The 26,927-nt window shown below is 68.7% G+C and carries 26 protein-coding genes; 6 read left to right on the top strand and 20 right to left on the bottom strand.

Annotated elements, in window-relative coordinates:
* Positions 1-18 precede the first annotated feature (18 nt).
* The 9 genes from VFU06_14130 to recA all read right to left on the bottom strand — a co-directional run bounded on the left by VFU06_14130 (position 19) and on the right by recA (position 9,576).
* Positions 19-498 (bottom strand): LEA type 2 family protein, encoded by a 480-nt coding sequence (locus VFU06_14130; GenBank protein HEU5210527.1) that lies wholly within the window; start codon positions 496-498, stop codon positions 19-21.
* Between the two features lie 89 nt (positions 499-587).
* A complete protein-coding gene (locus tag VFU06_14125; GenBank protein ID HEU5210526.1) occupies positions 588-1,994 on the bottom strand; it encodes a replication-associated recombination protein A in 1,407 nt (468 codons plus the stop codon).
* A gap of 20 nt (positions 1,995-2,014) precedes the next feature.
* Positions 2,015-2,737 carry a ZIP family metal transporter gene (locus VFU06_14120; GenBank protein ID HEU5210525.1) on the bottom strand — a complete coding sequence of 241 codons (723 nt, stop codon included), beginning with the start codon at positions 2,735-2,737 and terminating at the stop codon, positions 2,015-2,017.
* Complete coding sequence (locus VFU06_14115; protein ID HEU5210524.1) at positions 2,734-4,086, bottom strand: CCA tRNA nucleotidyltransferase; 1,353 nt, start codon at positions 4,084-4,086, stop codon at positions 2,734-2,736. Before VFU06_14115 ends, VFU06_14120 begins: the two co-directional genes overlap by 4 nt.
* The gene (locus VFU06_14110) at positions 4,083-4,484 is read right to left on the bottom strand and encodes a ferritin family protein (protein HEU5210523.1); all 402 of its coding nucleotides are present in this window, start codon (positions 4,482-4,484) and stop codon (positions 4,083-4,085) included. The genes VFU06_14115 and VFU06_14110 overlap by 4 nt, the downstream gene beginning before the upstream one ends.
* On the bottom strand, positions 4,481-5,068 hold the full coding sequence (locus VFU06_14105; protein ID HEU5210522.1) for an SIS domain-containing protein: 588 nt from the start codon (positions 5,066-5,068) through the stop codon (positions 4,481-4,483). Before VFU06_14105 ends, VFU06_14110 begins: the two co-directional genes overlap by 4 nt.
* On the bottom strand, positions 5,065-5,412 hold the full coding sequence (locus tag VFU06_14100; GenBank protein HEU5210521.1) for a hypothetical protein: 348 nt from the start codon (positions 5,410-5,412) through the stop codon (positions 5,065-5,067). Before VFU06_14100 ends, VFU06_14105 begins: the two co-directional genes overlap by 4 nt.
* Positions 5,412-8,090, bottom strand: a complete 2,679-nt coding sequence (gene alaS / locus VFU06_14095; GenBank protein ID HEU5210520.1) for an alanine--tRNA ligase — start codon at positions 8,088-8,090, stop codon at positions 5,412-5,414. The genes VFU06_14100 and alaS overlap by 1 nt, the downstream gene beginning before the upstream one ends.
* Positions 8,091-8,517: 427 nt before the next feature.
* Positions 8,518-9,576 carry a recombinase RecA gene (gene recA, locus VFU06_14090; GenBank protein HEU5210519.1) on the bottom strand — a complete coding sequence of 353 codons (1,059 nt, stop codon included), beginning with the start codon at positions 9,574-9,576 and terminating at the stop codon, positions 8,518-8,520.
* A gap of 315 nt (positions 9,577-9,891) precedes the next feature.
* On the opposite strand from recA, the gene VFU06_14085 reads away from it, so the two are divergent.
* Positions 9,892-11,463, top strand: coding sequence for a L,D-transpeptidase family protein (locus VFU06_14085; protein ID HEU5210518.1), 1,572 nt, complete (start codon positions 9,892-9,894; stop codon positions 11,461-11,463).
* A gap of 33 nt (positions 11,464-11,496) precedes the next feature.
* On the opposite strand, the gene VFU06_14080 is transcribed toward VFU06_14085, so the two are convergent.
* The 7 genes from VFU06_14080 to VFU06_14050 all read right to left on the bottom strand — a co-directional run bounded on the left by VFU06_14080 (position 11,497) and on the right by VFU06_14050 (position 17,703).
* Positions 11,497-11,832, bottom strand: a complete 336-nt coding sequence (locus VFU06_14080) for a zinc ribbon domain-containing protein (protein ID HEU5210517.1) — start codon at positions 11,830-11,832, stop codon at positions 11,497-11,499.
* A 29-nt stretch (positions 11,833-11,861) separates the two neighbouring features.
* Positions 11,862-12,080 (bottom strand): hypothetical protein, encoded by a 219-nt coding sequence (locus VFU06_14075; protein ID HEU5210516.1) that lies wholly within the window; start codon positions 12,078-12,080, stop codon positions 11,862-11,864.
* A 288-nt stretch (positions 12,081-12,368) separates the two neighbouring features.
* Entirely contained in the window at positions 12,369-13,865 is a 1,497-nt protein-coding gene (glpK, locus tag VFU06_14070) for a glycerol kinase GlpK (protein ID HEU5210515.1), read from the bottom strand.
* Positions 13,862-14,491 carry a nucleoside triphosphate pyrophosphatase gene (locus VFU06_14065; GenBank protein ID HEU5210514.1) on the bottom strand — a complete coding sequence of 210 codons (630 nt, stop codon included), beginning with the start codon at positions 14,489-14,491 and terminating at the stop codon, positions 13,862-13,864. Before VFU06_14065 ends, glpK begins: the two co-directional genes overlap by 4 nt.
* Positions 14,488-14,934 (bottom strand): D-aminoacyl-tRNA deacylase, encoded by a 447-nt coding sequence (gene dtd / locus VFU06_14060; protein ID HEU5210513.1) that lies wholly within the window; start codon positions 14,932-14,934, stop codon positions 14,488-14,490. The genes VFU06_14065 and dtd overlap by 4 nt, the downstream gene beginning before the upstream one ends.
* The gene (gene glmS, locus VFU06_14055; protein ID HEU5210512.1) at positions 14,934-16,772 is read right to left on the bottom strand and encodes a glutamine--fructose-6-phosphate transaminase (isomerizing); all 1,839 of its coding nucleotides are present in this window, start codon (positions 16,770-16,772) and stop codon (positions 14,934-14,936) included. Before glmS ends, dtd begins: the two co-directional genes overlap by 1 nt.
* Before the next feature lie 127 nt (positions 16,773-16,899).
* On the bottom strand, positions 16,900-17,703 hold the full coding sequence (locus VFU06_14050; GenBank protein ID HEU5210511.1) for an alpha/beta hydrolase: 804 nt from the start codon (positions 17,701-17,703) through the stop codon (positions 16,900-16,902).
* A 173-nt stretch (positions 17,704-17,876) separates the two neighbouring features.
* On the opposite strand from VFU06_14050, the gene VFU06_14045 reads away from it, so the two are divergent.
* From VFU06_14045 to VFU06_14025, 5 genes are all read left to right on the top strand, one after another.
* Complete coding sequence (locus VFU06_14045) at positions 17,877-19,031, top strand: cystathionine gamma-synthase (protein ID HEU5210510.1); 1,155 nt, start codon at positions 17,877-17,879, stop codon at positions 19,029-19,031.
* A gap of 80 nt (positions 19,032-19,111) precedes the next feature.
* Positions 19,112-20,092 carry a M48 family metallopeptidase gene (locus tag VFU06_14040; GenBank protein ID HEU5210509.1) on the top strand — a complete coding sequence of 327 codons (981 nt, stop codon included), beginning with the start codon at positions 19,112-19,114 and terminating at the stop codon, positions 20,090-20,092.
* A gap of 91 nt (positions 20,093-20,183) precedes the next feature.
* Entirely contained in the window at positions 20,184-21,473 is a 1,290-nt protein-coding gene (gene purD, locus VFU06_14035) for a phosphoribosylamine--glycine ligase (protein HEU5210508.1), read from the top strand.
* Positions 21,457-22,281: a bifunctional DNA-formamidopyrimidine glycosylase/DNA-(apurinic or apyrimidinic site) lyase gene (gene mutM / locus VFU06_14030; GenBank protein ID HEU5210507.1), complete on the top strand. Its 825-nt coding sequence runs from the start codon at positions 21,457-21,459 to the stop codon at positions 22,279-22,281. The genes purD and mutM overlap by 17 nt, the downstream gene beginning before the upstream one ends.
* 40 nt (positions 22,282-22,321) lie before the next feature.
* The gene (locus VFU06_14025) at positions 22,322-23,434 is read left to right on the top strand and encodes a UvrB/UvrC motif-containing protein (protein HEU5210506.1); all 1,113 of its coding nucleotides are present in this window, start codon (positions 22,322-22,324) and stop codon (positions 23,432-23,434) included.
* Positions 23,435-23,453: 19 nt separating this feature from the next.
* Here VFU06_14025 and VFU06_14020 read toward each other — a convergent pair whose 3' ends face one another.
* From VFU06_14020 to VFU06_14005, 4 genes are read right to left on the bottom strand one after another with little or no spacing between them, the layout of a single operon-like run.
* Positions 23,454-23,921 (bottom strand): metallophosphoesterase family protein, encoded by a 468-nt coding sequence (locus VFU06_14020; protein HEU5210505.1) that lies wholly within the window; start codon positions 23,919-23,921, stop codon positions 23,454-23,456.
* 5 nt (positions 23,922-23,926) lie between these two features.
* Positions 23,927-24,505: a flavin prenyltransferase UbiX gene (locus tag VFU06_14015; protein ID HEU5210504.1), complete on the bottom strand. Its 579-nt coding sequence runs from the start codon at positions 24,503-24,505 to the stop codon at positions 23,927-23,929.
* 31 nt (positions 24,506-24,536) lie between these two features.
* Positions 24,537-25,475, bottom strand: a complete 939-nt coding sequence (locus tag VFU06_14010; protein ID HEU5210503.1) for a UbiA-like polyprenyltransferase — start codon at positions 25,473-25,475, stop codon at positions 24,537-24,539.
* A gap of 26 nt (positions 25,476-25,501) precedes the next feature.
* Complete coding sequence (locus tag VFU06_14005) at positions 25,502-26,857, bottom strand: M24 family metallopeptidase (protein ID HEU5210502.1); 1,356 nt, start codon at positions 26,855-26,857, stop codon at positions 25,502-25,504.
* Positions 26,858-26,927: the final 70 nt, after the last annotated feature.

Raw genomic sequence — 26,927 nt, 5'->3', positions numbered from 1 at the left:
GCGCGTGCGCCGCACTCGTCAGTGCACCCCGCTCAGCGTGACACTGCCCTCGTGCCGGTACGGCACGGTCCGCGTCACCGGGTCCTCCACGTCCACCTCGCCCCGCACGCGGTACTGGATCACACCGCGGTCCAGGATCGGTCGGAGCAGTCCGCCCATATCGCTGAAGCTGAACTCGATCGGGATCTCCACGTACGCGGCGCTGTTGGCCGGTACGCGCACCTCTTCCTCGAACGCCCCCGTCGCCAGCGGCCGCCAGGTCACGGCATCCGCCGTGTCGGATTCGGCGACTTCGATCAGGTAGTCCAGCCGCTCTGTCCGCAGGTCGAACCCGTTCGGGTTCTCGACGTGGACACGGGCGACCAGCGTACCGCCACGCAGCCCGATCGACTGGAGGCGGAATGTGTCGAGTGTCACGACGGGCTGTCGGAACACGGCCGAACAGGCGCCGAGGATGAGCACTCCGGCAAACAGCACTGACGAAAGATGACGCTTCATGAAACAGTCTCCGGTAGACGACAGGTCACGCTTCGATCTGCCATTCGCGTGCCGCACTGGCGTACCGGTTCGCTGGTGTTCCGGTTCCCTCATCCGCCGCCGGCGTCCTCTGCGGGATCGTGCCCCTCATTACCCGCATCCCCGCCCTCGCCCTTCAGCCGCGCCCACCAGCTGAGCCGCCTGGCGATCTCACGCTCGTATGCGAACGGGCCCGGCTCGTAGAACGTTTCGCCGCGCACCTCGTCGGGGAGGTACTCCTGCGGGAGGTAGCGATCGGGCGAATCGTGCGCGTAACGGTAGCCCTGGTGGTAGCCGAGGTCCTTCATGAGCCTGGTGGGCGCATTCCGGATGTGCATTGGCACGGGTGCGGCGGGGGTGCGACGCGCCGCCTCCAGCGCCGCGTTCAGCCCCCGGTATCCCGAGTTCGACTTGGGCGCCGTCGCCAGGTAGATGGTCATCTCCGCGAGCGGCAGGAACCCTTCCGGTGGCCCGAGCACCTGGAACGCTTCGCGGGCCGCAACCGCGATCCGCAGAGCCTGCGGATCGGCGAGGCCGATGTCCTCCGCGGACATCGCGATCCCGCGACGGAACAGTGCCAGCGGATCGCCGCCGCCGTCGATCCAGCGGGCCATCCAGTACAGCGCCCCATCCGGATCGCTGCCGCGCAGCGCCTTGTGATACGCCGACAGGATGTTGTAGAACTCCTCGCCCGACTTGTCGAAGCGCGCGAAGCGCAACTGCATGGCCTCGCGTGCGACCTCCACGGTCAGCGTCCCGCCGGCACCGGCCATCTCCGCTGCTGCCTCGAGCCCGTTCAGCGCACGGCGTGCATCGCCATCCGCCTGCTCCGCGAGAAACGTGAGCGCGTCGTCCGCGACCTGGATGTGCCAGGATGCGAGGCCACGCTCCTCGTCCGTGAGCGCGCGCTGCAGGATGGTACGGACGTCGTCCACGGAGAGCGGCTCGAGCACGAACACGCGCGAGCGGCTGAGCAGCGCGCCGATCACCTCGAACGACGGGTTCTCGGTCGTCGCCCCGATCAGTGCAACCGTGCCCTTCTCGACGTGCGGCAGAAACGCGTCCTGCTGCGCCTTGTTGAAGCGGTGGATCTCGTCACAGAAAAGGATCGTGCGGCGCTGCATTGCGCGCCGGCGCGCTTCGGCTTCCCGGATGATCTCGCGAACGCGCGCCACGCCTTCCGTAACGGCACTGAACTCGACGAACGCAGCGTTGGTACGCTCCGCGATGATGCGTGCGATCGTCGTCTTGCCGGTACCGGGCGGGCCCCAGAGGATGATGCTGCCGATCGCATCCTTTTCGATCAGCTCGCGCAACGCGCGACCGGGTGCGAGCAGGTGCTGCTGCCCGACGTAGTCCTCCAGCGTCCTCGGCCGCATCCGCGCCGCGAGCGGGGCACCGGCGACAGGCCCTTCGCTGCCGCCCGCACTGGCGGCTGCGTCGCCGTCGTGCCCCTCGAACAGATCGAACTCGCTCATGCCTTCGGATACACGCCCGGTCAGTGGGCGTGCCCCACCAGCAGGGACGTCAGCCAGTATGCGGCGACGCCGATGAATACGCCCACCTGCACTTTCCAGTCGTGCTCGTGCTGGGATTCCGGAATGAGGTTGGACGCCGCCACGTAGATGGTCACCCCTGCAGCGACCGCGAGTCCGTAGTCGGCCAGCAGGGTCATGCCGGGAGTGATTGCCCCACCCGCCACGGTCGCCAGCGCGATCAGCACGACGGCCAGCATGGTGCGCCGCCGCGAGTTCCCGCTGGCGCGCATGACGCTTGCCAGCGATACGCCCGTGGGGATCTTGTGCAGCAGCACCGCCGTGAACACGAGTACGCCCAGGCTGTGGCCGCCCAGGAATGCACTCGCGATCGCGACACCGTCGAAGAAGGAATGCGGCAGCAGCCCGATCAGCGCCCAGACCCCGATGCCCTTCGATACCATGGCCTCGGTGTGCGTCTCTTCGCCGTAATGGAAATGCGGCGTCAGCACGTGCTGCGTGAGGTGCACCAGCAGGTAGCCGATCAGGACGGCGAGCGCACCGCCCCGGGCGTCCATCGCCGCGGGCAGCATGGCGAGCAGTGCGACGGCCAGCATGAAGCCCGCCCCGAAGCCGACCAGGATGCCGAGCGCAGCCCGGCTGACGTTGCGGCGGAACGTCACGAGCGCGCCGCCCAGGACGTCGCCGAGCGCCGCGATCACGGAGTAGAGCAGTCCCTCGATCACCGGTCGATCAGCTCCTGCTCGATGATCGCGACCAGCCGCTCCCTGGTGTTCAGCTCCGGCTCCTCGATGACGCGCTCGAGAAGGGCACCGAGGATCTCGCCGAACCGGGGACCGGGCTCGAGCCCCAGGCGCTTCAGGTCTCCGCCGTCGACGGCCAGCCCGCCGGTGGTGAGCACCGGCCTGCCGAGCATCACTGCGTGCGCATGGCGCCACCGGGTGCAAAGATCGCGGTCGCCCCGCTCTACCGGGTGGGCACGCCAGAGCGCGAAGCGCAGCCGGAACAGGTCGCCGACGCGGTGGGGCTCGACATCGCGCAGCCAGCGCCGCACGCCGGCGTCGGGCGCATCCGGCGGGAACAGTGCACTCTGCAGACGCACCAGCGCTTCGACGTGCTCGATGTCCGCGTTGGACGCGCGCAGGCGCCTGAGCAGCTCCCCCGTCTTTCTGGCACCGATCTGCTCGTGCCCCACGTAGCTCCAGCCGCCGCGCAGACTCCTGGTGCGTGCGGCCGGCATTCCGATCCCGTGCAGCAGGGCGGCCAGGCGGAGCCGGACGCGGTGTCGTGGAACGGCATCCACGGCGCCCAGCGAGAGCGTCCACACGTCAGGTCCATCCTCGCTCGGCTGCACGCCGACGGTAGCTGCCAGCTCCGGGTAGAGCACCTCGAGGGCCGAGGACGCACGATACAGCTCGAGCGTGCGCGACGCGCGTGTCGTCTGCTGCAGCACCTTGGTCAGCTCCTCACGCACCCGCTCCACGCTGAGCCGCGTCAGCTGCGGCGTCGCCGCCTGGAGCGCGCTCCACGTCGCCTCATCGATCGTGTAATCGAGGTGGCCGGCGAAGCGCAGCGCGCGCAGCACGCGCAGGTAGTCCTCGGCAAAGCGGTCCTTCGCATTACCGACCGTGCGGATCACCCGCGCCTCGATGTCGTTCAGACCGCCATACGGATCGTACAGCTCCGTGGTCGCGGGATCCCAGGCGAGCGCGTTGATCGTGAAATCTCGGCGCGCGAGGTCGTCCTCGATGCGGTCGGCGAAGGCGACGACTGCGTGGCGGCCGTCAGTCTCGACGTCCTTCCGGAACGTCGTCACCTCGTACATCACGCCGTCCTTCCACAGCACCCCGACCGTGCCGTGCTCGATGCCGATCGGCACTGTCCGCCGGAAGATGGACCGCACGTCCTGCGGGCGCGCGCTCGTCGCGATGTCCCAGTCCGTGGCCGGTACTCCGAGCACGACGTCGCGCACCGCACCACCCACCGCCCAGGCCTGGTGCCCGTGGCGACGCAGCTTCCCGGCAATCTCGTGGACGGCTCGTGGCGCCTGCAGCTGGCGTGTCGTACGGCTCACGCGTCCATCCACTTGCCGCCTAGCTCACGCGCGTGGGCGCGCTCCGCTTCCAGGAAGGCCTCGATCATCGTACGCGTGTCGGCATCCAGCTCCTGGGCGAGCAACATCTCGTAGCGCGCGATCTCGTCCGCCTCACGCGCATGCGCCGAATCCTCCCAGGTATCGAGATCCGTGGACGGCGGCTCCAGCAGCGAGAGGTCGGCCAGCGGCTCGTTCAGCTCCACCAGTCGCGCCGTCAGGCGGGACAGGTGATGCTGCTCGTCCGCGTGCAGCCCGTTCAGTCGCTCGGACAGTGCCGCGTCACGGCGCTCCTCGGCCAGTGCGGCAAGCGCGCGATAGAACAGCGCCTGCTCCTTCTCGGCCGCACGCGCGTCATGCAGAAACGTGATCGTGCTCACGATGCCTGTTCTCCGCGCAGCCGACGCTCGATCTCGTCGCACACCGCGTGTCCGATCGCGAGCTGCAGCTCCTGTGCGTGCGCGCCGTCGTCCAGGGGAAGGACCACGGCACGGTCCACCAGCTCCCTGAGCTGTCCACCGCCACGCGCAAGCAGAGCGATCGTGCGCACGCCCCCTTCCTTCGCGGTGCGCGCTGCAGCCAGCAGGTTGGGCGAGTTGCCGGATGTGGAATGCAGAACGAGCAGATCGCCCGGCCGGCCGAGCGCCTCGACCTGCCGCGCAAACACCTCGACGAAGCCCATGTCGTTCGCGGCGGCGGTCAGCAGCGACGTGTCGGTCGTGAGCGCGATCGCAGGCAGCGCACGGCCTTCCCGGCGGAACCGCACCACGTACTCCGTCGCGAGGTGCTGCGCGTCGGCCGCCGAGCCACCATTGCCGCAGAACATGAGCTTGCCGCCCGCATCGAACGTGGCCGCCACGTCAGAGACGATGCCGTCCAGCTCCCCCGCCAGTGCTTCCACCGTCTCGCGCGCTGCCTCGGCCAGCGCGAGCAGATGCGCGCCGACAAGGGGTGACGTGCTCACTGCTCCTCCAGCAGTGCGACGAAATGCTCTGGCGCGAGCGCGCCGGGTACGCCGTCGCTCGCCGCGCTGGCACACGCATGCGTGATCAGGGCATCCGCCGCGAGCAGGTCCGATGCGGCCTCTTCGGTGCTGATCGCAGAGAGCGCACGACGCAGCGCGGCCAGGCCGGCCGCGGCAAGTGTATCCGGATCAGCGCCGGTGGACAGCGCGGGTGTATCCGCGGACGCGTGCGTCCCGCCATTCGCGGCATGCCCGTCATCGCGGGCGCGCGGAGCCGTCTGCGCGAGCAGCTCCGCCATGCGGCGGGCCAGCGGCACCGGGACATCGGTCGGGTCGATGCTCATCACTTCGCCTTCGCGAGCTGTGAGCGCAGCACATCGGCCGCACCGGCGAGCGCCGCATCCACTTTCGATGCGTCGGCGACGCCGCCCTGCGCCATGTGCGGGCGACCGCCGCCCGACCCGCCTGCCGCCTTCGCGACCTCCCGAACGATCGTGTCGGCGCGGATGCCCCTGGCCAGCAGGTCGTCGGTCACCACGCCGAGCAGCGACACGCGCTCGTCCTGGCGCCCGGCGAGGATCGCGACACCGTTCTGCATGCGCTCGCGCAGCTGGTCGCCCAGAGCGCGCAGCTCGTCGGCCGCGGCAATGTCGATGGCCGCGGCGATCAGCCGCACGCCGTCGATCTCCTGCGCAGCGGACAGCAACTCGCCGACGCGGTCACCCGCGCCCGCGGTGCGTGCCCGCTCGAGCTGGCGACGCAGATCACGCTGCTCCTCCGTGAGCTGCTCGATACGACGCAGCAGCGTGTCGGGCGTCGTCTTGAGCATTGCTGCCGCCTGCTCCAGCATCCCGTCGCGCTCCACGCTGCGACGGTACGCCTCGCGGCCGGTGACCGCCTCGATACGGCGGATACCCGCCGCCACGCCGCTCTCGCTCACGATCCGGAACATGCCGATGTCGCTCGTGTGACTCACGTGCGTGCCGCCGCACAGCTCGACGCTGACGTCCGGGATCGTGACCACCCGTACCACATCACCATACTTCTCGCCGAACAGCGCCATCGCGCCACGCGCGACGGCCTCGCGATACGGCGCCTGCTCGGTACGCACCGGATGGTTCGCCAGGATCGCGTCGTTCACACGCTCCTCCACCTCGCGGATCTCGGCCGGCGTCATCGGCTTCGAGTGCGCGAAGTCGAAGCGCAGGCGGTCCGGCGCCACGAGGGAGCCGCGCTGCACGACGTGATCGCCCAGCACGGCGCGCAGCGCCGCGTGCAGCAGGTGCGTCGCCGTGTGGTTGCGCTGCGTGTCCAGCCGTGACGGCCGCTCCACGGTGGCGACCGCCGTGAACGGTGATGCTCCCGCCGGGAACTCGCCCTCGACGTCACCGATCACCGCAACCCGCCCGCCAACCCGGCGCACCTCATCGACCACCATGCGCCAGCCATCGCCGCGAACCTCACCGCGGTCGCTGACCTGGCCGCCCGCCTCGGCGTAGAACGGGTTGCGCGCGAGCTGCAGCGCCGCGCGACCGTTCTCCCGCCGCACCGCGATCACGTCCGTCTCGAGCGTGGTGTACTCGTAGCCCACGAACTCCTGCGCGGGCGCGTCGACCAGCTCATCCCAGCCATGAGCCAGGGAGTCTGCAGCTTCGACACCCGCCGCGCGCCGATCCTGCCGCGAGCGTTCACGCTGCTCCTCGAGCGCGCGCTCGAACCCCTCCTCGTCGAGACGGTAACCCCGCTCGCGCGCGATCAGCTCCGTCAGGTCGAGTGGAAAGCCGAACGTGTCGTACAGCCGGAACACGTCCTGTCCTGCGACGACCGGGAACGGCTTCGTCCCCTGCTCGATCGCCGACCAGTCGGTCTCCGGCAATGCCGGCGCAATCTCGTCGAAGCGGCTCATCCCGCTGTCGATGGTGGAGAGGAAGCGCTCCTCCTCCTCCCGCGTGGCGCGCAGCAGGTGGTCGCGCCGGTCGCGCAGCTCCGGGTACGCGTCGCCCATGATGTCGACCACGCGATCGACCACGTGCACCAGTGTCGGCTCGCGCCGGCCGAGCAGCCAGGCATGCCGCACCGCACGGCGCAGCACGCGGCGCAGCACGTAACCGCGCCCCTCGTTCGTCGGGTACACGCCGTCCGCCAGGAGGAACGCGACGGCACGCGCGTGGTCGGCCAGGACGCGGTAGCTCACGCCCCGCGGCGAGTCCGCGTCGTACGCCTCGCCGACGACCTCGGCGCCCCGCTCGATGAGCGGAACGAACAGGTCGGTCCGGTAGTTGGAATCGACGCCCTGCAGCACGCTGGCCAGCCGCTCGAGCCCCGCACCCGTGTCGATCGACGGCTTCGGCAACGGCGTCAGCGTGCCGTCGGCCGAACGGTCGTACTGCATGAACACCAGGTTCCACAGCTCGAGGATATCGCCGCGCTCGCCGAGCGCCTCGAACTCCTCCTGGGTGACCTCCGCGCCGAGGTCCGACCCCGTGCGCAGGTCGTAGTGAATCTCCGAGCACGGCCCGCACGGACCCGTCTCGCCCATCTGCCAGAAGTTGTCCTTGTCGCCCAGCCGGAAGATGCGATGCGGCGGCAGCCCCGCGACTTCCTCCCACAGCTTCGCCGCCTCGTCGTCCGTGTAGTGCACCGTCGCCCAGAGCCGGTCCTTCGGAATACCGTACTCCTCCGTGATCAGCTCCCAGGCGAAGCGGATCGCGTCCCGCTTGAAGTAGTCGCCGAAGGAGAAGTTGCCGAGCATCTCGAAGAACGTGTGGTGACGGCGGGTCACACCGACCTCCTCGAGGTCGTTGTGCTTGCCACTCACGCGCAGGCACTTCTGCGACGTCACCGCGCGGTTGAACGGCACCGTCTCCTCGCCCAGGAAGATGCGCTTGAACTGCACCATGCCGGCGTTGGTGAAGAGCAGCGTCGGATCGTCCTGCGGCACGAGTGGCGAGCTCGCCCGGATGGCGTGGCCCTGGCGCTCGAAGTACTCGAGGAAGCGGCGTCGGATGTCGGCAGCGTTCATGCGTCGTCGTCTGGACAGTGTGTACGGACCGAACCCGGGAATATAGAGAACGATGAAAGGCTGGACGAGGCACACTGGCTGGACACCGGTGATCGGGCTCGCCTCCGTGCTCTCCTGCGCCTGCGGCGAAGCAGCGACCGACGGCGCTCCATCTTCAGGCGAGCCCTCCGCCGTCGCGGGCGCCCGGGCTCCCGCGACCGTGCCGACCTCGCCGGCTGCAGAGGGCGGCCTCGCCCGCGCGGGTGTCTGGTAGGCGAAGTCGCCTGCGCACGCCCCGGCCGGCTTCCGGCCTCGATGAGGCGCCGCCCGGAACCGATGGCCCGCCCGAGGTGCTGTGGTCTCCCGACGGCCGGCGGGCCATGAAAACGATGAAGAGGCGGAGCCCGCAACAGTGGCCCGCCTCTTCGGATTCCGGCGCAGTCGTCCGTCAGTCGTCGTACCCGCCGTCGTCCGAGCTGGCACCGCTCGTCGTGCCCGGCCCGCGGATGCTCAGCACCTCGCGCACGCGCGTCTCGATCTCCTGCGCCGTCTCCGGGTTGTCCTTGAGGTACTGCTTCGCGTTCTCGCGACCCTGGCCCAGACGCGTGTCGCCATAGGAGAACCACGCGCCGGACTTGTTCACGATGTCGTTCTCGACGCCGAGATCGACGAGCAGGCCCGTATGGCTGATGCCCTCGTTGTACATCACGTCGAACTCGGCCTGCTTGAAGGGCGGCGCGACCTTGTTCTTCACGATCTTCACACGCGTCCTGTTACCCGTCAGCTCCTGCCCTTCCTTGATCGCGCCGATGCGGCGGATGTCCAGGCGCAGCGATGCGTAGAACTTGAGCGCGCGGCCGCCCGTCGTCGTTTCCGGGTTGCCGAACATCACGCCGATCTTCTCGCGGATCTGGTTGGTGAAGATCACGCACGTGTGCGAGCGGTTCACCGCGCCCGTCAGCTTGCGCAGCGCCTGGCTCATCAGCCGCGCCTGCAACCCGACGTGCGAGTCGCCCATCTCGCCCTCGATCTCCGCCCGCGGCACCAGCGCCGCGACCGAGTCGATCACGACCACGTCCACCGCGTTGCTGCGGATCAGCAGCTCAGCGATCTCCAGCGCCTGCTCGCCCGTGTCCGGCTGGCTGACCAGCAGGTTCTCGATGTCCACGCCGAGCTTGCGCGCATACTCGATGTCCAGCGCGTGCTCCGCGTCGATGAACGCGGCGACGCCGCCGGTTCGCTGCGCGTTCGCGATCACGTGCAGACACAGCGTCGTCTTACCGCTCGACTCCGGACCGTAGATCTCCGTGATGCGGCCGCGCGGGATCCCGCCGATGCCGATCGCCGCGTCCAGGTTGAGCGCGCCCGTCGGGATCGCCTCCACCGCGGTGCGCGCTCCGTCCACGCCCATCCGCATGATCGAGCCCTTGCCGTAGTTGCGCTCGATCTGCGTGATCGCGACGCTCAGCGCCTTCTGCTTGTCCGCCGAGATTTCCACCGTGGCCATATCCTCACCAGGAGATTCAGGGGCTGCCGGGTCGCCGTCGAGCGATCCGGCCGGCAATATACCTTTCGGCTGATCTTCGGGCAATGCCGATGTGCGACGTAGACGGCTGCTGCGCTGGAGCGTGCTGGACATGGGGCCTCCCTCGGGTTGACAGGTCGAACCGAAGGATTCGCTCCGTTCCGGGGCGGCCGAATGGCTGAACCGGCCGTTGACGCTCGTCGCCGCTCGCTGTCGGCATTTCCGCGGGAGTATCCAGTGTTTCCCGACACCAGCCTCGTCCCCGCAGTTTAGCATACGGGAGTGACAGGAGGAACCATGATCGGTGCAAAGGCGCCGCTCGTCCTGACCGCGTTCCTGGCTTTCTCCCCCGGCGCGCCCGCGGATGCACAGACCGCATCGCTGGCGCGCAGCCTGGCGGAGCTGCGCGCGGGCCGCACGATCCGCGTGCAGGGTGCGCGCGTCGAGCCGTCGCCTGAGCTGCTCTCGCTGTACGGGTCGGACACCGTGGCGATCTGGGGCACGGATGCAGCCGCCAGTCTGAGCATCGCAGTCCGTTCTGCCGTGCACGATGGCCTGACCCCGGACCACTACCACGTGCGTGCGCTCGACGCCGGATCCGCGACCGACGATCCGCTGCTCGACCTCGTGCGCACGGATGCGCTGGTCCGCCTCGCGCGCGACCTGCGCAACGGCCGCGGCCGCCCGACGGCCGAAGCGCGCGCGGCGGCACCAGCCGCGGGACCCGATGAGCTGCTTCCCGTGCTGCAACGCACCGTTTCATCCGGCGACGTCAGCGGCACACTCGCGTCGCTCCGTCCCCGGCACTTCATCTACCAGGGCCTCCGTGATGCGCTGGCCCGGTTGCGCGGAATCGAGGCAGGCGGCGGCTGGGAGCTCCTGCCGGCCGGGCCGTCGTTGCGTCGTGACTCGAGCGACATCCGCGTTCCGCTGCTGCGCGCGCGCCTCCGCCTCTCGGGTGATCTGACTTCAACGGACAGTGCAGCCGGCTCACCGCTCTTCGACGCCGAGCTGGAGGCGGCGGTCCGCCGGTTCCAGCATCGCCATGGTTTGAACGAGGACGGCATTGTCGGGCCGCGCACGCGCGCCGCGCTGAACGTGCCCGTCCAGGATCGCATCGCTGCGGTGCGCGTGAACCTGGAACGTGCGCGCTGGATCGCACGTGATCTCCCGCGACGGTTCATCGTCGTGAACATCGCGGGTGCGCGCGCCTACGTGCTCGATGGGGGGAAGGTAGTCTTCGAGACCCGCGCGATCGTCGGCAAAACGGCAACCACTACCCCCGTGTTCACGGCCACAATGACACAGGTCGAGCTCAACCCGACATGGACGGTTCCACGCAGCATCAATGGGGAGGTACTGAGCTCGATCCGCCGGGACGCCAGCTACCTCTCGCGCGAAGGCATCCGTGTGTTCACGCAGAGCGGCAGGGAGGTGCCGCGCGCAAGTATCTCGTACGCCAGCTACACGGGGCGCAGCTTTCCCTACGTGTTCCGCCAGGACCCCGGGCCGGCCAATGCGCTCGGTCGGATCAAGCTGCTCTTCCCGAATCCGTTCGACGTGTACCTGCACGACACACCGGCGCGTGGCTTGTTCGCCCGGGAAGAAAGGCTCTTCAGTCACGGATGTGTGCGCATCGAGCGGCCGGTGGAGCTCGCCGCGCTCGCGCTCGATGATCCTGCCTGGATGGTGGAAAGTCTGGAAAGCGCGATCGCGGCCGGTCGTACGCGCACGATCGAGATGCGCGCACCATTGCCGGTCATGATCCTGTACTGGACCGCCTCGATGGACCTGCACGGTGAGCTGCACTTCTATGCCGACGTCTACGAGCGCGACACCGAAATTCTCGCCGCGCTGAACCGGCCATAGTGGCTCGACAATCGATCGCCCGCCTGCTCCGGGTCAGCTCCGCGGCAGTGCGGCCTCCGCAGAGCCGTCGGCTGCTCCGTCGGCCGGCTTCAGCTCCGTGCCGCACTCCGCGCAGAACCGGCTCGTCGCAGAGTTCGCGAAGCTGCACTTCGGGCAGAGTGTTCCCGCACGCAGTGCCTCCCGGTACTGCGTGATCTCCCGCTCCAGCTCCGGCGGCCCGACCGCACCGGCACTCCTGGCGTCCGTCGCCTCGATCATGCTCGGATCCGGATCGAGATGCGGATCCATGCCGCTGCCGCGGCGCAGAAGCGGGTAGGCCACTGCGGCCACGGCGACGAGGCCGATCACGATCATCAGGAAGGTCTCCATCGGTACGGATCTCCGGGCTTCGTCGGTGTTCAGCGGTTCAGTGAGAGCAGTCCCCACGCGGCGAGTGTGCCGAGTGCGTCCCAGGTGAGGTCCTTCAGGGAGAACGGTCCGCCGCGCGCCTGGTCGAACAGCTCCTTGCCCAGGCCTGCCGCGAGCGAGCCGGCGAGCGCAGCGGCCTGCGCGTCGCCGTGCGAGGCACCGGCGCCGCGCAGCATACCGTACCCGAACATTGCCGTGCCGTAAGCCATCGCGAAATGCTGCACCTTGTCCACTGCGAACCACTCGTCGCGTGGATTGCGATCGCCGACGATGCCGCGAACGTGTGGCCGCCGGGCGCTGGAACTGCACCTGGTCGATACCGTGTGCGTGTGAGCGCCCATTGGTCTGGTGACATCGCTCGCCGGCGCTCCCGACTCGACAGGAGCACACCGCGTCGTGGCCGGATCAGGCATTCGGGGACCCGCTCCGGTGTACGGTTCCACCACCGCCAGCTGCGCGAGCACGAGTGCGACTAGCGCGGTCTGCATGCGACGTCGTCATCCTTCGTGCCGCGCCCAGGCGAGCGCGGCGTTGACCGCCCGCCGCCAGCCCCGCAGCAGTGCTTCCCGCTCCTGGCGATCCAGCCGCGGCGTGAACACGTCCGGCTCCTCCGTCGCCTCGCGGAACGCATGGGCGTCCCGCCACACACCCGCCGCGATGCCGGCCAGGCCCGCCGCGCCCATCGCGGTCGTGTCAACGATCTGTGGCCGTCGTACGGGAACGCCGATCAGGTCGGCCTGGAACTGCACGAGCCAGTCGTTGCGGGTGGCACCGCCGTCCACTGCCAGCTCGGTCGCGAGCAGCCCGGAGTCCTCTACCATGGCGCGCAGCACATCGTACGTCGCATACGCCATGGACTCGAGCGCCGCGCGTGCGAAGTGCGCCCGGCCACTGCCGCGTGTCAGCCCTACGAGCATGCCGCGCGCCTCGGCCTCCCAGTGCGGCGCGCCGAGACCGACAAACGCGGGAACCAGGTAGACGCCGTCGTTCGACTGCAGCGAACGCGCGAGCGCTTCCGTCTCGGCCGCGTCCTCCACCACGCCCAGCTCGTCACGCAGCCACTGCACGGCCGCGCCCGCAATGAAGATCGCGCCTTCCAGGGCGTACGCGGGTTGCCCCGTTGCGTCGCACGCGACCGTCGTCAGCAGCCCGTTCTTCGAGTCGACGCGCTTGTCGCCGGTGTTGAGCAGCAGGAAGGCGCCGGTGCCGTACGTGTTCTTCGCCAGGCCTGGCGTGACGCAACCCTGGCCGAACAACGCTGCCTGCTGGTCGCCTGCCACACCAAGGATCGGGAGATCGGCGCCGATATGGGCTCCGTCAGCGACGCCGAACCCGCCGCTCGAAGAGCGCACCTCCGGCAGCACGCTCAGCGGCACACCGAACAGGTCGCACAGCTCCTCTGACCACCCCAGTCTGTCGACGTCGTAGAGCAGCGTGCGGGATGCGTTGGTCGGCTCGGTGACGTGAGACGCCCCGCCGGTCAGCTTCCAGATCAGCCAGGAGTCGATCGTGCCGAACGCCAGCTCACCGGCATCCGCACGGCGCCGCGCGAGCGAGACGTTCTCCAGGATCCACTCGAGCTTGGTGCCGGAAAAATACGGGTCGAGCACCAGGCCGGTGCGCTCGCGGACCCATGCCTCCCTGCCCTCCTGCTTCAGCGCACGGCAGCGCGCTGCCGTGCGCCGGTCCTGCCACACGATCGCCCGGTGCAACGGCTTGCCGCTGGCCCGGTCCCAGACCACGGTCGTTTCGCGCTGGTTCGTGATCCCGATTCCGACGACGTCGAGCTTCTCGCGACGACCCGTTTCCAGCGCCACACGTGCCTGCTGAGCCGTCACCCGCCAGATCTCGTCCGGGTCGTGCTCGACCCAGCCGGGTCGCGGGTAGTGCTGCTGGAACTCCGAGTAGGCGCGCGCACGAACGTGGCCCGCCTCATCGATGATCAGGCAGGTCGAGCCCGTTGTCCCCTGGTCGATCGCGAGCACCGCCTTCATGCGTCCTCCCGGTCGTCCACACCCGCGGCCGCGACGCGCCGCAGCCCGCCGAACGCATAGCGCCAGCCAAGCTGATCGAGCAGGCCCAGCATCCGGACCACGGGCAGGCCCATCACCGCGAAGAAATCGCCTTCGATACGCTCGACCAGCGTTGAGCCGAACCCCTGGATGCCGTACGCCCCGGCCTTGTCCATCGGCTCCCCGGTCGCAACATAGTCGCTCGCAGTCTGCTCGTCGAACGACCGGAACACGACATGCACCCGCTCCACTGCAGAGACGACACGCTCCCCTTCGTATGCTATCGCGATACCGGTCTCGACGCCGTGCGCCCTGCCCTGCAGCTGCATCAGCATCGCGACGGCATCGCGGGCGTCGCCCGGCTTGCCGAGCACCATGCCGTCGACCACCACGACCGTGTCGCTGCCGACCACGAGTGCGTCCGGCCGCTGCCGGGCAACGGTCAGCGCCTTCTCGCGCGCCAGCCGCTCCGCGTGCGCGGATGGCGACTCACCCGGTACGTACGTCTCGTCGATGTCGGCGGGCGCGACGTCGAACGTCAGCTGCAATGCACGGAGCAGTTGCGCACGACGCGGCGACTGGGAGGCGAGGACGAGCGGCGGGTTCATCGCTCGAGCAGGAGTGTGACAGGTCCGTCGTTCACCAGCTCGACGTCCATCATCGTGCCGAAGCGGCCGGTCTCGACCGGTCCGGACGTCTGCGCGCGAAGCAGCTCGATGAAACGCTCGTAGAGCCGCTCCGCTTCCGCCGGCGGCGCCGCTTCGATGAAGCTCGGTCTCCGCCCCTTGCGGGCATCGCCGTACAGGGTGAACTGGCTGACGACGAGCAGCCCGCCGTTCACGTCCGCCAGCGAGCGCTCAAAGGAAGAATCGCCGTCACTCGCGCGGAAGATCCGAAGCGACGGGATCTTGGCCGCCATCCACGCGAGCGTATCCTCGTCGTCACTGGCGTTGAAGCCGGCAAGCAACAGCAGCCCCTGATCGATCCTCCCGACCACCTCGCCGGCCACGCGCACCTCCGCGCGCGTGACCCGCTGCACGACGACTCGCACTACTCTACCGTGACCGACTTCGCCAGGTTGCGCGGCATGTCCACGTTGCAGCCACGCATGACCGCGACGTGGTAGGCCAGGAGCTGCAGCGGCACCGTCGTGAGGACCGGCGTCAGCATGTCGATCGTCGGCGGCACCGGAATCAGGTGATCCACCATCCCCGACAGCTCGCCGTTGTTGCCGTCCGTCGTCACCGCGATGATGCGGCCGTGGCGTGCCTTCACTTCCTGGATGTTGCTCAGCACCTTCTGGTAGACCGCGTCGCGCGGAGCGATCACCACGACCGGCATGTTCTCGTCGATCAGCGCGATCGGACCATGCTTCATCTCCGCGGCCGGGAGCCCTTCGGCGTGGATGTAGCTGATCTCCTTCAGCTTCAGCGCGCCCTCGAGCGCCGTCGGGTAGTTGTAGCCGCGGCCGAGATACAGGAAGTTCGTCGCGTCCTTGTATGTACGCGCCAGCTCCCGGATCGCGTCGTTCAGCTCCAGCACCTGCTCCACCTTCTCCGGCAGCTGCTCCATCGCCTGCAGAATCTCGCGACCCTCCTCGGCGGTCATGGTGCCCCGGATGCGCGCCATGCGCACCGTGAACAGCGCGAGCGCGATGACCTGGCTCGTGAACGCCTTGGTCGACGCAACGCCGATCTCCGGGCCCGCGTGCAGGTAGATGCCGCCCTGCGCGTCGCGTGCAATCGTGGACCCTACGACGTTGATGATCCCCAGCACCGTCGCGCCCCGCTCCCGCGCCTCGCGCATCGCCGCCAAAGTGTCCGCCGTCTCGCCCGACTGGCTGATCGCGAGCACCAGCGTCCTGTCGTCGACAAACGGGTTCCGATACCGGAACTCGGAGGCGTACTCGACGTCGACCGGGATCCGCGCGAACTCCTCCAGCATGTACTCGCCGATCAGCCCCGAATGCCACGAGGTGCCGCATGCCGTGATGATGATGCGCTGGAAGGAAGCGAGCTTCTCGTCCTCCATGTTCAGCCCGCCGAACTTGACCGTGCCGTCCTTCTCGATCGCCCGACCCCGCATCGTCTGACGGAGCGTCTCCGGCTGCTCGAAGATCTCCTTCAGCATGAAGTGGTCGTGGCCGCCCTTTTCAATGGCGTCCAGGTCCCACTGGATGTGCGCGATCTCCTTCGTCACCTCGCCGCCGCTCAGCTTCATCGTGCGGTGGCCCTCCGGCGTCAGTACCGCCATCTCGCCGTCGTCGAGGTAGATCACCTGGCGCGTCTGCGCCAGCACTGCAGCGACGTCGCTCGCGATGTAGTAGTCGTTCTCCTCGCCGACACCGATCAGCAGCGGACTGCCCTTGCGCGCCGCGACCAGCTTGTCCGGATCACGGCTGCTCATGATCGCCAGGCCGTACGCACCCTCCACCTGCTGCAGGGCCGCCCGCACCGCCTCCTCCAGCGAATCCTCGTACGCTTCCTCGATCAGGTGGACGATCACTTCCGTGTCCGTCTCACTCGTGAACGTGTGACCGATCGCCTCCAGCTTGCGCCGGAGCGTGCCCGCGTTCTCGATGATGCCGTTGTGGACGACTGCGAACTCCGACTTCTCGTCCACGTGCGGGTGTGCGTTCACCTCCGTCGGCGCACCGTGCGTCGCCCAGCGCGTGTGCGCGATCCCGATCGTGCCGGTCGGCTGGCTCCCGTTCTCCAGCCGCTTCTCCAGCTCCGAGATCTTTCCCACCGACTTGCGGATGTCGAGCTTCCCGTCCACGAGCACACTGATGCCCGCCGAGTCGTACCCCCGGTACTCCAGTCGACGAAGCCCCTCGATCAGCAGCGGCGCAGCCGTGCGCTCACCGATATAGCCGACAATGCCACACATTGGTTCTCCCAGGATTTCAGCCGACGGTGTCGTCCGGACGACCGCCCCCAGATGCAAGAGTCCGGCCCTGTCTGGACCGACAACCCGCCCAACGTAAATGCCGGGCGAGACTCCTGCAAAACGCGGGTCAGTCCGGCAGATGCCGTGCGAGCAGGGCGACGACGGCGTCGGGGTTGTCGGCGTTCAGCCAGTGGCCGCCGTCGACCTCGTGCAGGAACACGCGACCACCGCTCGACGCGCGTTCGATCCGCTCGAGGGTCTCGGCGGTGAGGATGGATGAATCGGACGCCTTGACGACGTGGAGCTGCACGCCCCCCGGCGGCTCATCGACCACCTTCCAGAGGTCGGTCGCAAAGAAGTCGCGCAGCAGCTCCTCCATGGCATTCAGATCGAAGCGCCAGCGGTAGCCATCGGGACGATGGACGACGTTGGTGGCCATCCAGTGCGCAATGGGTGTTGCAACACCGCTGCGCTCCAGTGCGGCGATCAGGTCGTCGCGGGAGGGGAAGACGTCCGGTAACGAGCGGAGGATGCGCAGCATCGCCCAGGCGCTGCCGCCGGGCTCGCGCGCCTCGGGCGTCGAGTCGATGACCCAGACCTGTCGAAGTCCGTCCGGGTGCTGGCGGAGGTACTCGAGCGCCACCTTGCCGCCGAAGGAGTGGCCGACCACTACGGCGGGCGTGGCCTCGAGCGGCGCGGCCAGCGCGGTGAGGTCGTTGGCGGCGGCAGCGATCGTGTGCGGAGGGGCGAACCCGAGTGAGCCGCCGTGCATGCGCAGGTCGACCATAGCCGCGCCCCATTCGGGACGCTGGCGCACGACCCGGCGCGCGACGCTGTTCCAGTTCCGTCCCTGGCCGAAGATGCCGGGAAGAAACAGCATCCAGCTCGAGGGCTCGTTCTCCCTGACGATATCGTAGTTCAGCTCGCTCACGCCCACTCCTCGTTGCGACTCTGCTGCGCGCCGCGGCAGTCGTGCGACCGCGCGGCGGGTTCCCTGGATTCCGCCGGCGCAAAGTAGCGGGTTGCATGGTAGAGCCCTAGTCTTGGAGCCGGTCGGTGCCATTCACTCCAGAGGCCGGGCCCCGTGCGCCGGTGATGAGGATCATGTCCGACACCCAGGATCGATTCGCAACGCGTGCGGTGCACGCGGGCCAGACGCCGGACCCGAGCACCGGCGCCATCATGCCTCCCATCTATCAGACCTCCACGTACGTGCAGCCGAAGCTCGGCGAGCCTTTGCACGGCTACGAGTACGCGCGTGTGCAGAACCCCACGCGCGAGGCGCTGGAGCGGAACGTCGCCGCCCTCGAGAGTGGCAGGCACGGCGCCGCCTTCGCCAGTGGGCTGGCGGCCACGGAAGCGATCCTGAAGCGACTCTCGGCTGGCGATCACGTGATCTACGAGGAGAACGTCTACGGCGGGACGCACCGGATGTTCGTCCAGGTGCTCGCACGCCTGGGCCTGGAGTTCACTGCGGTAGACACCCGCGATCCGCAGAACGTCCGCGACGCGCTCCGACCGAACACGAAGCTCCTGCATCTCGAGACGCCGACCAACCCGATGATGCGGCTGTGCGACCTGCGCGCCCTCGTGGAGATCGCTGATCAGGCCGGCGTGACCGTCTGCGTCGACAACACCTTCGCGTCACCGTACAACCAGCGGCCGCTGGAGTTCGGTGCGCACGTCGTCGTGCACTCGAGCACCAAGTACCTGAACGGTCATTCGGACGTGATCGGCGGCATCGCGGTCACCAGTGACGATGGAATCGCCGACGAGCTGCGCTTCCTGCAGAAGGCGGCCGGCGCGGTTCCGGGTCCGTTCGACTCCTGGCTCGTGCTGCGCGGGACCAAGACCCTGCACGTCCGCATGGAGGCGCACAACCGCAACGGGCAGCGGATCGCCGAGTTCCTGGCCGGTCACGACGGCGTCCAGGCCGTGCATTACCCGGGATTGCCGACGCATCCGCAGCACGAGCTGGCGAAGCGGCAGATGCGTGGATTCACCGGCATGATCAGCCTGGAGCTCGGTTCGCTGAAGCGTGCGCGCCAGGTCGTCGAGCGCACGCGACTGTTCTCGCTGGCCGAATCTCTGGGTGGCGTGGAGTCGCTGATCGGACATCCCGCCATCATGACGCATGCGGCCGTGCCCAGGGACATGCGCGACCGCATGGGCGTCACGGAAGGGCTGATCCGCCTCTCGGTCGGCATCGAGGACGTGGACGACCTGATGGAGGATCTCGACCAGGCGCTGCGGGCCTGAGCGCGGGCGGCGGAAACCCCGGCCGCGGCCGGGGCGTACGGCCCGCGTGATTCTCTCTCCCGATCTCCCGGAGCTCTGTCATGGCCGACTCCCAGCTGCCGCGTGCGCGGCGTATCCTGACCGGCATCGACTCGTCGACGTGGGAGCACCCTGCCGACCGCGCAGCGCTGATGGCGCTCCGACGCGTGCCGGCCTTCGATACCGTGCTCAAGAAGGTCTTCGGCCTGTTCGGCGAGAAGCCCATCCGCCTCGCGTTCCAGTCCAACGCGGTCCGTGTCAGCGAGAACCAGTTCCCCTGGATCTGGGAACGGTACGTGGAGGTGTGCGAGACGCTCGATGCGCCCCGCTACGAGCTGTTCGTCTCGCAGACGCCGCTCGTCAATGCGGGCGCGTACGGCATGGAGAAGCCGTTCATCGTCCTGAACAGCGGTGCGGTTCGCCTGCTGGACAGGGAGGAGCTGACCTGGCTGCTCGGCCACGAGCTCGGCCACATCATGAGCGGCCACGTGCTGTACCGCACGATGACGGTGCTGCTCCTGCAGCTCGCCCAGCTGGGCTTCCCCGTCGTCGGTCTCGCGGCGCGCGCCGTACTCGTCGCACTGCTCGAGTGGAACCGGAAAGCAGAGCTGTCCTCCGACCGCGCCGGCCTCCTCGCCGTCCAGAATCCCGAGGCAACGCTGAAAGGCTTCATGAAGCTCGCCGGCGGAGGAAGTGACGAGGAGACGAACCTCAACGAGTTCCTCGTACAGGCCGAGGAGTACCGCACCAGTGGTGATGCGGCCGATCTCGTGTTCAAGGTGCTCAACCTGCTCGGCACGACGCATCCGTTCCACGTACTGCGCGCGGCGGAAATTCGCGACTGGATCGAGGCGGGTGAGTATGACCGCGTGCTGCGCGGCGAGTATCGCCGGCGGGGTGAGGCGTACGAGCCGTGGCGGCAGGACGTCGCGGAGGCCGCCCGCTCCTACCGCGAGGACGCACAGGACCTGGCCCGCCAGTTCGGCGACGCGCTCCGCTCGGCGCGCGAGAGGTTCAGCGAGTCGTTCCGCGCCGCTCCGTAGCGGCTGCCGCCCTCCTTCCCTACCTTACCGCCGATCGCCGCCCCGTCCGTTCCGCGGGGCGGCTCATGTTTCAGCCCGAAGCCATTCAGCCATGAAGATCCTGATCGTCGGCCACGGCGGACGCGAGCACGCGCTTCTCCGCAAGCTCCGCGACGACGCTCCTGATGCCTCCTTCTACATCACGCGCGGCAACGGCGGCACCGCCAGCCTCGCGGAACATGTTCCGATCTCGCCCGGTGATCCGGGCGCACTGGTGTCCTGGGCCGATGCCGAGCAAATCGATCTGACGGTAGTCGGCCCGGAAGCGCCGCTGGCCGATGGCATCGTGGACACGTTCCAGGAGCGTCGCCTGCCCATCTTCGGGCCGACACGCGCTGCGAGCGGGATCGAGGCGTCCAAGGCGTTCTCCAAGCGGCTGCTCCGCGAACACGGGATCCCCACCGCCGCATTCGGAACGTTTGAAACGCTGCACGACGCGGAGCACTACATCCGCCAGCGCGGTGCGCCCATCGTGGTCAAGGCGTCGGGCCTGGCGGCCGGCAAGGGCGCGATCGTCTGCAGCAGCGTCGAGGAGGCGGTCGAAGCCGCGCGCGAGATGCTGCAGACGGACGCATTCGGGAGCGCCGGTCACACCATCGTCGTCGAGGAGTTCATGGAGGGCGAGGAGCTTTCCGTGTTCGCGCTGTGCGACGGCGAGCACGCGCTGCCGCTTCTCCCATCCCAGGATCACAAGCGGCTGGGCGAGGGTGACCGCGGGCCGAACACCGGCGGCATGGGTGCCTATGCTCCGGTTTCGCTCGCCACCGCGCCACTGCTCGAGCGCGTCCAGCAGGAGATCCTCCGCCCGACGCTGGCCGCAATGGCGGCAGAGGGCCACCCCTTCCGCGGACTGCTGTACGCGGGCCTGATGATCACGGACGAAGGCCCCAGAGTCGTCGAGTTCAATGCGCGCTTCGGCGACCCGGAGACGCAGGTCGTGCTGCCTCTCATGGCCTCGTCACTGCTCGAGCCCATGCTGGCCATTGCGCGGGGCGGCAGCATCGCCGGCGTGACGCCGGCGTGGAAGGATGCAGCAGCGCTCACCACGGTGCTGGCCGCCGCCGGGTATCCGGATCGCCCGCGGCGGGGCGACGAGATCCACGTCCCCGCGACGTTCGAGGATGCCGACGACGTCTTCGTCTTCCATGCCGGCACGAGGAGGGTCGACGGCAGGCTCCTGACGGACGGGGGCCGTGTGCTCGCCGTGACCGCCGTAGCCCCGACGTTGTCAGAAGCGGCCGAGCGCAGCCGGGCAGCGGCAGAATCCATCACGTTCGCGGGGCGGCAGTACCGCCGCGACATCGGCTGGCGGGAGCTCGCGCGCAGTGCCGGAGCTGCCTGAAGCGGAGACCATTGTCCGCACGCTGCGCACGCGACTGCCCGGTGCGCAGGTGACCGGCGTGTCGGTCCGTCACGAGGACGTGCTCGCCCCGGGGCTGACCCCGAGAACGCTCGCGGCGCGCCTGCGCGGGCGCCGGATCGCAGATGTCGCGCGGCGCGGCAAGAACGTGATACTCGTCTTCGAGGGTGATCTCCGACTTGTGATCAACCTCGGCATGACCGGCCGCGTCGTCACGACGGACGCACCGCGGGCCGCCGAGATGCGACACGTCGCCGTGCGCTTCGAGCTGGATGATGGCCGCGCCATCCTGTACGATGACGCGCGGCGCTTCGGCCGCCTCGACCTGCGTGACGCGGAGGGCTGGCAGAAGCGCGATGCGGAGCTGGGACTCGAGCCGCTCGGTGACGAGTTCACGGCCGAGGCGCTCCGCGCACTCACGCGCGGTTCCATTACGCCGATCCGCAACCTGCTCCTGGACCAGCGCAAGGTGGCGGGCGTCGGCAACATCTACGCGAACGAGGCGCTGTTCCGCGCCGGCATCCGGCCGACGCGGCGTTCGCACCGGATCACGCGCCGGGAAGCTGCCTCCCTGCGCGAACACCTGCGCGACGTCCTGAACGAGTCCATCGCCAGCCGCGGCACCACGATCAGCGACTATCGCGACGCGTTCGGCGAGAGCGGCGGGTTCGTTCAGTGGCTGCGCGTGTACGACCGCGCCGGTGAGCCGTGCCTGGTGTGCGGCACGCCGATTCGCCGTGTCGTGCTGACGAATCGATCCGCGTTCTACTGCCCCGTCTGCCAGCGCTGACGGGCTGGACCGCGGCGGCCGTCCTGCATAACGTGCGCACATGCTGATCGCGCAGCGCCCCCGCCCCGCGGACGAGCTCCGATCCGACGTGCGTGCCCGCGCCGAGAACCGGCCCGGCGTGTACCGCATGATCGGGCCGGGCGATCAGCTGCTGTACGTCGGCAAGTCGATCCGTGTGCGCGGCCGCCTGCTCTCCTACTTCCGCTGCACCCCCGACGAGAAGGGACACGAGATCATCCGTCACACCCACCGCATCGAGTGGGACTACGTGCCGAGCGAGTTCGCGGCGCTGCTGACGGAGATGCGACGGATCCAGCACGCACGCCCCGTCTACAACGTCGAGCACAAGCGCGACCGCGCATTCTGCTTCGTCAAGATCACGCGTGAGCAGGCGCCCCGGCTCGTGATCGCCCGTGAGGTGGGCGACGATGCCGCGCAGTACTATGGCCCGTTTCGTGGACGCGAGCGCGTGCGCAGCATGCTGCGCGAGGTGCGGGACCTGCTCGAGCTGCGTGACTGCAAGCCGTCGACTCCGATGCTGTTCGCGGAGCAGACCGACCTGTTCGGCTCGGTGGAGCGGGCACCGCTCTGCATGCGCGGGGAGGTGCACAAGTGCCTGGCGCCCTGCGCAGCACGCTGCAACCGCACGGAGTACCGGGAACAGGTCGAGCTTGCGCGCCGCTTCCTGGACGGAGACGTCGACACACCGCTGGCGCTGCTGCGCGCGCGGATGGAAGACGCGGTGCGTCGCATGCAGTTCGAGTACGCAGCAGACCTGCGCGACCGCGCAACCCGGCTCGAGGTGGCGCGAGACGAGCTGGTCGCGCTGCGCGGCCTGATCGACTCGCTCACGTTCGTCTACCAGCCGCAGGGATACAGCGGGATGGACGAGCGCGTGTACATCGTGCGCCGCGGTGCGATACACGCCGAGCACCCTGCACCCCGCTCCCCCGCAGAGCGCGACCGCATCCTCGAGCACGCAGGCCGGATCTTCCAGCGGCGCGAGTACGGCATGAACCGCATCCGCCCCACGCAGGCCGCCGAGATCCTGCTTCTCGCCAGGTGGTTCCGGCTCAGGCCGCACGAGCGGGAGCGGGTCTGGGCCGACGTGCCGGGCACGTCCAGGCCGCAGACCGCACCGGGGATGTTCTAGAAGGACAGTAGATCGAGGGCTACAGCTCGATCAGCTCCGTGCGCAGTTCGTCGTCCTCGATGCGCAGCAGCATCAGCGAAGGACGCAGGCCGAACCGCGGCGCACCCGCACCACCCGGGTTCAGCACCAGGCATCCGTCGACCTCGCGCTTTGTCGGCCGGTGCGTGTGCCCGTACACGATGATGTCGGCGCCCGCATGCGTGAGCTGCAGCGCACCAGGCGTTGGAGAGCCGAGCTGGTGGCCGTGCGTCACGACCACGCGGCGACCGGCGAGCTCGAGCTCCCCCACCTCGGGCACCGCATTCCGCACGTCGAGCCCGTCCGTGTTCCCCCAGACGGCCGTCACCGGTGCGATTGCCTCCAGCTCGGTCAGCAGTGACAGCGGACCGATATCGCCCGCGTGCAGGATGTGCTCTACGCCCTCGAAGTGGGTGAACACTTCGGGTCGGAGCAGCCCGTGTGTGTCGGAGATGATGCCGATGCGCATGCCGCTCAGTCCGTGCCGGGTGCCACCTCGCCCGACTTCCAGCGTGGCCCTACGGCCAGCTCGATGCCGAGGTGCTGCAGGATCCGCCCCACCACGAAATCGATGAGGTCCTCGATGCGCTCGGGCCGGTGGTAGAAGCCCGGTGACGCCGGCAGAATCGTCGCCCCGGCATGGGTGAGACGGAGCATGTTCTCGAGGTGGATCGCGGAGTATGGCGTCTCGCGCGGAACCAGGATCAGCCGACGGCGCTCCTTCAGCGCGACGTCCGCGGAGCGTTCGATCAGCGAGCGCGTCGTGCCCTGTGCGATGCTGGCGAGTGTCCCCATCGAGCACGGGCAGACGACCATCCCGCGGGAGGGCGCCGACCCGGACGCGGGGGTCGCACCGCGGTCGTCGTCGCCGTACAGCACGACACGCCGCCACGGTCCACTCGCCGCCCGCAGTTCCGCCTCGCTGCTGATGCCCAGCTCCTCTGCGAGCAGGCGCCAGCCGGTACGCGACACGATGAGACCCACGGGCACGTCGGCCTCATTGAGCGCGCGCATCAATCGAACCGCGTACGGTGCCCCGGACGCGCCGGTCATGGCGAGGGTTACGGACGGATCGCCGGCCATGTCAGCCCGCAGCCACCAGCGCGAGCCGGTCTGCCAGGGTGAAGGCGAAGAGCGACATCGAGACGGCCACGTTCGTGTGGAAGAACGCCCGGTCTACGGTGGCCAGGTCGAGCCTGCCGCTCTCCGCACCGCGCACCGCCCGGTGCTCGTGCAGCAGCAGCATGACCACGACAGCGACCCCGACGAGGTACAGTCTGCCGACCGGAAACAGCTGGAAGATGCCGATCGCGAGGAAGATCGCGGCCGCGATCGCGTGGAACAGCCGTGCGAGGCCGAACGCACCGCGCGCACCGAGGCGGGCCGGAATCGAGTGCAGGCCGTGCGTGCGGTCGAAGTCGAGGTCCTGCACGGCATAGATCACGTCGAAGCCCGCGACCCAGAACATGACGGTGGCCGCGAGAAGCGGCAGCCCGTACCACGGCTCCGGCCAGGTCCCCGCTACGGCGAGAAAGGCGCCGACGGGCGCAATCCCGAGCGCCAGCCCGAGGATGTGGTGCGCGCCCGCGGTGAAGCGCTTGCCGTACGAGTAGAAGAAGATCCAGCCGAGCGCGATCGGTGAGAGCATCCCGCAGAGCGGGTTGAGCAGCCACGCCGCCGCGACGAACACCGCTGATGCCACGACGACGGCCGCACGCGCCTGGTTCAGCGTGAGCCGCCCGCTCGGCAGCTCGCGTCCTGCCGTCCGCGGGTTCAGCGCGTCCCAGCGGCGATCGACGATGCGGTTGAAGCCCATTGCCGCAAAGCGCGCCGCCGTGAACGCGATCACGATCCACAGCACGGTCCCGACACGGAGCCGATCGACGTGCTCGTACGAGGCGAGCAGAGCACCCACCCCGGCAAACGGCAGCGCAAACAGCGTATGCGGCAGCTTGACGAAGCTGGCATACCGAGCGGCAAGCGACTCACCGCTGAAAACCTGGCCTTCGGTACGTGACGACATGGCGTGAAGCTATCCGATTTCGCCGATCAGTGCACGAGGTGGAAGCGTTCCTGCCGCGCCAGGACCCAGTGCCGCTCGCCTTTGCCGTCCAGGTGCGCTTCCTCCTCCAGCGCCATCCGGACCGGCTGGTTGCCCCATTCCGGCACCGGTGTCGTAGCCTGCAGCTCGATGGAGAACCATGTGTTCGGCACGAGCGTAACCTCGCCACGGCCGGGCACCCCCTCCTGGCGGTCCCAGAGCCCGATGGTCGGGCCGGCGCCGTGGCCGTGATCGCCGATCGGATGGGTATAGACGGTGCCGTCGATCCCCTCCTCCCGCATCCGCTCGAGCGTGCGTGCCAGCACCTCGTTGCCGGTGCGGCCGGGGTGCATCTCGTCCAGCAGCAGGTCCTGCAGCCGGTTTGCGTTGCGCAGTGCTGCCTGCAGCCCCGCGGGTGCCTCGCTCTCCCCTTCCCGCAGGACGTAGCCCATGTGCTGCGTGTCCGTATTGAGCCCGTAGACGGTGAGACCGACGTCGCAGTGCAGCAGGTCGCCGCGCACGATCACCGGATTCGCAGAGTCACTCATTTCCACGCCCCGGCGCTGCACCGTGATGGAGGGCTGAAACCATGTCTCCAGCCCGAGATCGTTCAGGCGCTGGCGCCACCACCACACGACGTCCTCCGTGCGTGTGACTCCGGGCGTGATCACGCGCTCGGAAAACATCTCGGCGATCAGCGCGTGCACCTGCTGCTGCATCGTTCGGTACGTCGGGAGCATCTCGGGCAGCCGCTCCTCGATGAAACGGAGCGGCAGCAGCTCACGGCGCACCACGCGGTCCGCGAAGGGCCCCAGTGCACGCTCCATCTGTTCCCACTCGCCCGCCGTGAGACCATCGGAAAAGGCGTGCGTCGCGGAGGCGTTGACGGCGATCCGCTCCGGGTTGCGCGCTTCGACCACACGCGTCAGCAGCGTCCACTGCTCGGGGCCGAACGGCTCCGCCGCGCGTCGCATCGCGCCCGCGCTGCCGATGGCGGCGTCCGGGTCGCGGATCACCTCGTAGAGCCCGCCCTGCGACGTCCCTCCGATCGCCAGCCGCTCGATGCCATGCTCTTCGCCCCGATCGTGAAAGACGTAGATGGTGCGCCGGCGCGCTGCCATCGTCGTTGGTGAGACGATCGACCAGAACACCGGGTCCTCGTTGTACTCGCGAACCGGGATCACCCACATGTCCACGCCCTGCTCGCGCATCAGCCGCGGCAGCACCCGTTCCAGCCGGGCCTCCAGCCACGACTGGCGCAGCTCTGCCTGCTCGCGGAGCGTGCCGAACGGTCTTTCGGATTGCGCGCGGGCTCCTGCCGGCAGACAGAGCACGAGCAGCGCGGCGGTGATCCAGCGACGCAATGCGACCTCCGGGCACGAAGGATGAAGGGCGGAAACGCGGCTAATCTACCACCCTGCAAGCTTTTTGCAG

The sequence above is a fragment of the Longimicrobiales bacterium genome (assembly GCA_035764935.1).
Classification (GTDB): domain Bacteria; phylum Gemmatimonadota; class Gemmatimonadetes; order Longimicrobiales; family RSA9; genus DASTYK01.
This window is presented reverse-complemented; position numbering and strand designations above follow the sequence as displayed.

Excerpts from the sequence above, each read along its gene's own strand:
- VFU06_14010 (HEU5210503.1), bottom strand. The coding sequence starts at position 25,475 with ATGTCGTCACGTACCGAAGGCCAGGTTTTCAGCGGTGAGTCGCTTGCC.
- VFU06_14130 (HEU5210527.1), bottom strand. The coding sequence starts at position 498 with ATGAAGCGTCATCTTTCGTCAGTGCTGTTTGCCGGAGTGCTCATCCTC.
- recA (HEU5210519.1), bottom strand. The coding sequence starts at position 9,576 with ATGGCCACGGTGGAAATCTCGGCGGACAAGCAGAAGGCGCTGAGCGTC.
- glpK (HEU5210515.1), bottom strand. The coding sequence starts at position 13,865 with ATGAAGGCGGTGCTCGCGATCGACCAGGGGACAACGGGCTCGACCTGC.
- VFU06_14075 (HEU5210516.1), bottom strand. The coding sequence starts at position 12,080 with ATGGCTTACGGCACGGCAATGTTCGGGTACGGTATGCTGCGCGGCGCC.
- purD (HEU5210508.1), top strand. The coding sequence starts at position 20,184 with ATGAAGATCCTGATCGTCGGCCACGGCGGACGCGAGCACGCGCTTCTC.
- VFU06_14125 (HEU5210526.1), bottom strand. The coding sequence starts at position 1,994 with ATGAGCGAGTTCGATCTGTTCGAGGGGCACGACGGCGACGCAGCCGCC.
- VFU06_14025 (HEU5210506.1), top strand. The coding sequence starts at position 22,322 with ATGCTGATCGCGCAGCGCCCCCGCCCCGCGGACGAGCTCCGATCCGAC.
- VFU06_14100 (HEU5210521.1), bottom strand. The coding sequence starts at position 5,412 with ATGAGCATCGACCCGACCGATGTCCCGGTGCCGCTGGCCCGCCGCATG.
- VFU06_14020 (HEU5210505.1), bottom strand. The coding sequence starts at position 23,921 with ATGCGCATCGGCATCATCTCCGACACACACGGGCTGCTCCGACCCGAA.
- VFU06_14015 (HEU5210504.1), bottom strand. The coding sequence starts at position 24,505 with ATGACCGGCGCGTCCGGGGCACCGTACGCGGTTCGATTGATGCGCGCG.
- VFU06_14045 (HEU5210510.1), top strand. The coding sequence starts at position 17,877 with ATGTCCGACACCCAGGATCGATTCGCAACGCGTGCGGTGCACGCGGGC.
- VFU06_14085 (HEU5210518.1), top strand. The coding sequence starts at position 9,892 with ATGATCGGTGCAAAGGCGCCGCTCGTCCTGACCGCGTTCCTGGCTTTC.
- VFU06_14080 (HEU5210517.1), bottom strand. The coding sequence starts at position 11,832 with ATGGAGACCTTCCTGATGATCGTGATCGGCCTCGTCGCCGTGGCCGCA.
- alaS (HEU5210520.1), bottom strand. The coding sequence starts at position 8,090 with ATGAACGCTGCCGACATCCGACGCCGCTTCCTCGAGTACTTCGAGCGC.
- VFU06_14040 (HEU5210509.1), top strand. The coding sequence starts at position 19,112 with ATGGCCGACTCCCAGCTGCCGCGTGCGCGGCGTATCCTGACCGGCATC.
- VFU06_14065 (HEU5210514.1), bottom strand. The coding sequence starts at position 14,491 with ATGAACCCGCCGCTCGTCCTCGCCTCCCAGTCGCCGCGTCGTGCGCAA.
- glmS (HEU5210512.1), bottom strand. The coding sequence starts at position 16,772 with ATGTGTGGCATTGTCGGCTATATCGGTGAGCGCACGGCTGCGCCGCTG.